The 2,618-nt window shown below is 65.4% G+C and carries 2 protein-coding genes; both read left to right on the top strand.

Features of this window, described 5'->3' with window-relative positions; genetic code table 11:
- The first annotated feature begins 123 nt into the window (after positions 1–123).
- Complete coding sequence (locus VIR09_RS06035; protein ID WP_332012048.1) at positions 124–1,227, top strand: BMP family ABC transporter substrate-binding protein; 1,104 nt, start codon at positions 124–126, stop codon at positions 1,225–1,227.
- 45 nt (positions 1,228–1,272) lie between these two features.
- A complete protein-coding gene (gene guaD, locus VIR09_RS06030; RefSeq protein WP_332012047.1) occupies positions 1,273–2,571 on the top strand; it encodes a guanine deaminase in 1,299 nt (432 codons plus the stop codon).
- The last annotated feature ends 47 nt before the right edge of the window (positions 2,572–2,618 follow it).

Below are 2,618 nucleotides of genomic sequence, written 5' to 3'. Positions count from 1 at the left end.
TGGGCATGGGCATGGGCATGGGTTGGAGCTCCAGGCAGTTCTCCTCGCGTAAAATACCGGCGCAAAGGCTGCTGTCCCGGCAGCCTTTTGTTTTTTGTTTCCGGGACCATGTAGAGGAACACCATGTACAAAAACCTCGCTGCCGCGCTCGCGGCCGCCTGCTTTTTCGCCCCCGTTTTTTCACAGACCCCTGCCACGACCAAGGCCGCGCCCGCCCCGGTGGTGAAGGCGGGCTTCGTTTATGTTTCGCCGATCACCGAAGCGGGCTGGACGCGCCAGCACGACGAGGGTCGCAAGGCCGTCGAGGCCGCGCTGGGTAGCGGGGTTCAGACCACCTTCGTCGAGAACGTGGCCGAAGGCGCCGATGCCGAGCGCGTGATCCGCGACCTCGCCGCCACCGGGCACCAGATCATCTTCACCCCCAGCTTTGGCTACATGGAGCCCACGCTCAAGGTGGCGCAGGACTATCCTCAGGTCAAGTTCGAGTCCATCACCGGTTACAAGACCCTGCCCAATGTGGCCACGGCCAATGCGCGCTATTACGAAGGCCGCTACCTCGCGGGCATCGCGGCGGGCCGCATGAGCAAGACGGGTGTGGCCGGCTTTGTGGCGGGTTTCCCGATTCCCGAGGTGTTGCAGGGCATCAATGCGTTCACTTTGGGCATGCGCTCGGTCAACCCCCAGGCCATGGTCAAGGTGGTGTGGCTTAACGTGTGGTTCGACCCTTCGAAAGAGCGCGACGCTGCCATGGCATTGTTCAACCAGGACGTGGATGTGATTGCTTTTCACACCGGCTCCACGGCGGTGATGGCGGCGGCGCAGGAGCGCGGCAAGCTGGCCGTGGCCTACCACTCGGACATGCGCCGCACGGGGCCCGATGCGCAGATCGTGGCCGTCACCCACCAGTGGGGCAGTTACTACACCGAGCGCGTGCGTGCCGTGCAAAACGCCAGTTGGAAAAGCGGCAATGTGTGGGGCGGTGTGCGCGAGGGCATGATCCGCGTGGGCGACTTTGGTAGCCGCGTGCCCGCCGCCGTGCAAAAAGAGGTGCTGGCCGCGCAAAAGGCGGTGGGTGCTGGCAGGCTGCACCCCTTCCGTGCGGGCAAGGCCGCTGTGCGTGACAACGAAGGCCATGAAGTCATTCCCGCCGGCCATACGCTTTCCGACCCGCAGATTTTGCAGATGAACTGGCTGGCCGAAGGGGTGCAAGGCAAACTGCCGCGCTGATACGCATCAAGCGCGGCGGCGCTGGCTGCCGCTAAGCTAGCGGCCATGCCCGTATTTCGCTCCGCCCTTTTGCGCTTTGCCGACGACGGCGCGGCCCTGTATGACCCCGATGGCTTGCTGGCCGTGGGCCCTGACGCGCAGGGGCGCCAGCGGGTGCTGGCCGCGGGGGCATGGTCTGAGCTGGCGCCGCGCTTTGGCGGCGGGCCCGTCGAGCACCTGCCGGGCCGCATCATTGCCCCCGGGTTTGTGGACATGCACATCCACTTCCCGCAGACCGATGTGATCGGCTCGCCGGCCGATGGGTTGCTGCCCTGGCTGGAGAATTACACCTTTCCCCAGGAAAAGCGCTTTGGATCGCCCGAATACAGTGCGCAGGTAGCTCAGTTTTTCATGGCAGAACTGCTGCGCAATGGCGTGACCACGGCGCTGGCGTTTGCCACCTCGCATCCCGCGTCGGCTGCGGCCTTGTTCACCGAGGCGCAGCGGCGCCAGATGCGGCTGATCACCGGCAAGGTGCTGCAAGACCGTCACTCGCCCGACGGCGTGCGCGACGACACCGAGCAAAGCCTGATTGATACCGAGGCCCTGATCCAGCGCTGGCATGGCGTGGACCGCCTGAGCTATGCCATCACGCCGCGCTTTGCGCCCACCAGCACGCCAGCACAACTGCGCGGCGCCGGAGAGCTGGCGGCACGCTACCCCGATGTGTGGATCCAGTCGCATGTGGCCGAGAACCTCGATGAAATTCGCTGGGCGCGCGAGCTGTTTCCGGCTTCGCGCAGCTACCTGTCGGTGTATGACGACTTCGGCCTGCTGCGCGAGCGCGCCGTCTATGCCCACTGCATCCATCTGGACGAACACGACCGCGCGCTGATGCGCGACACCGGGGCGGTAGCGGCCATCAGCCCCACCAGCAACCTGTTTCTGGGCAGCGGTTTTTTCGACTACGCCGGGGCCGACAGCGTGGGCGTGGGCTACGGACTGGCGAGTGACGTGGGCGGCGGCACCAGCTTCAGCCCGTTTCACACCATGCTGGCGGCGTATTACGTGGGCCGGGAGGGGCAGACCAAGCGCGGCCTGAGCTTGTCGCCCGCGCACCTGTGGTGGCAGCACACGGCCGGTGCCGCCAGGGCGCTGGGCCTGGCCGGCGTGGTGGGCAATCTGCAGCCCGGGTGCGAGGCCGATTTTGTCGTGCTCAACCCCCAGGCCACGCCGCTGCTGGCGCGCCGCACGGCCCAGGCGGGCAGCCTCGATGAGCTGCTGTTCGCCATGATCGTGCTGGGCGACGACCGGCTGGTAGAAAAAACGGTCATTTCTCAAGCAAAATACGGCTCTTGCGCTTGATGGTCAAGCGCTGATAGCTATCAAAAACGTAGTATTGGCCAGGAGCC

The organism is Achromobacter sp., assembly GCF_036567245.1.
In the GTDB taxonomy this organism is placed as follows: Bacteria; Pseudomonadota; Gammaproteobacteria; order Burkholderiales; family Burkholderiaceae_B; genus Achromobacter.
The sequence above is the reverse complement of the archived record's forward strand: the minus strand, read 5'-3'. Positions and strand labels throughout refer to the sequence as shown.

Coding starts and splice junctions, on each gene's coding strand:
- VIR09_RS06035 (WP_332012048.1), top strand. CDS start 124: ATGTACAAAAACCTCGCTGCCGCGCTCGCGGCCGCCTGCTTTTTCGCC.
- guaD (WP_332012047.1), top strand. CDS start 1,273: ATGCCCGTATTTCGCTCCGCCCTTTTGCGCTTTGCCGACGACGGCGCG.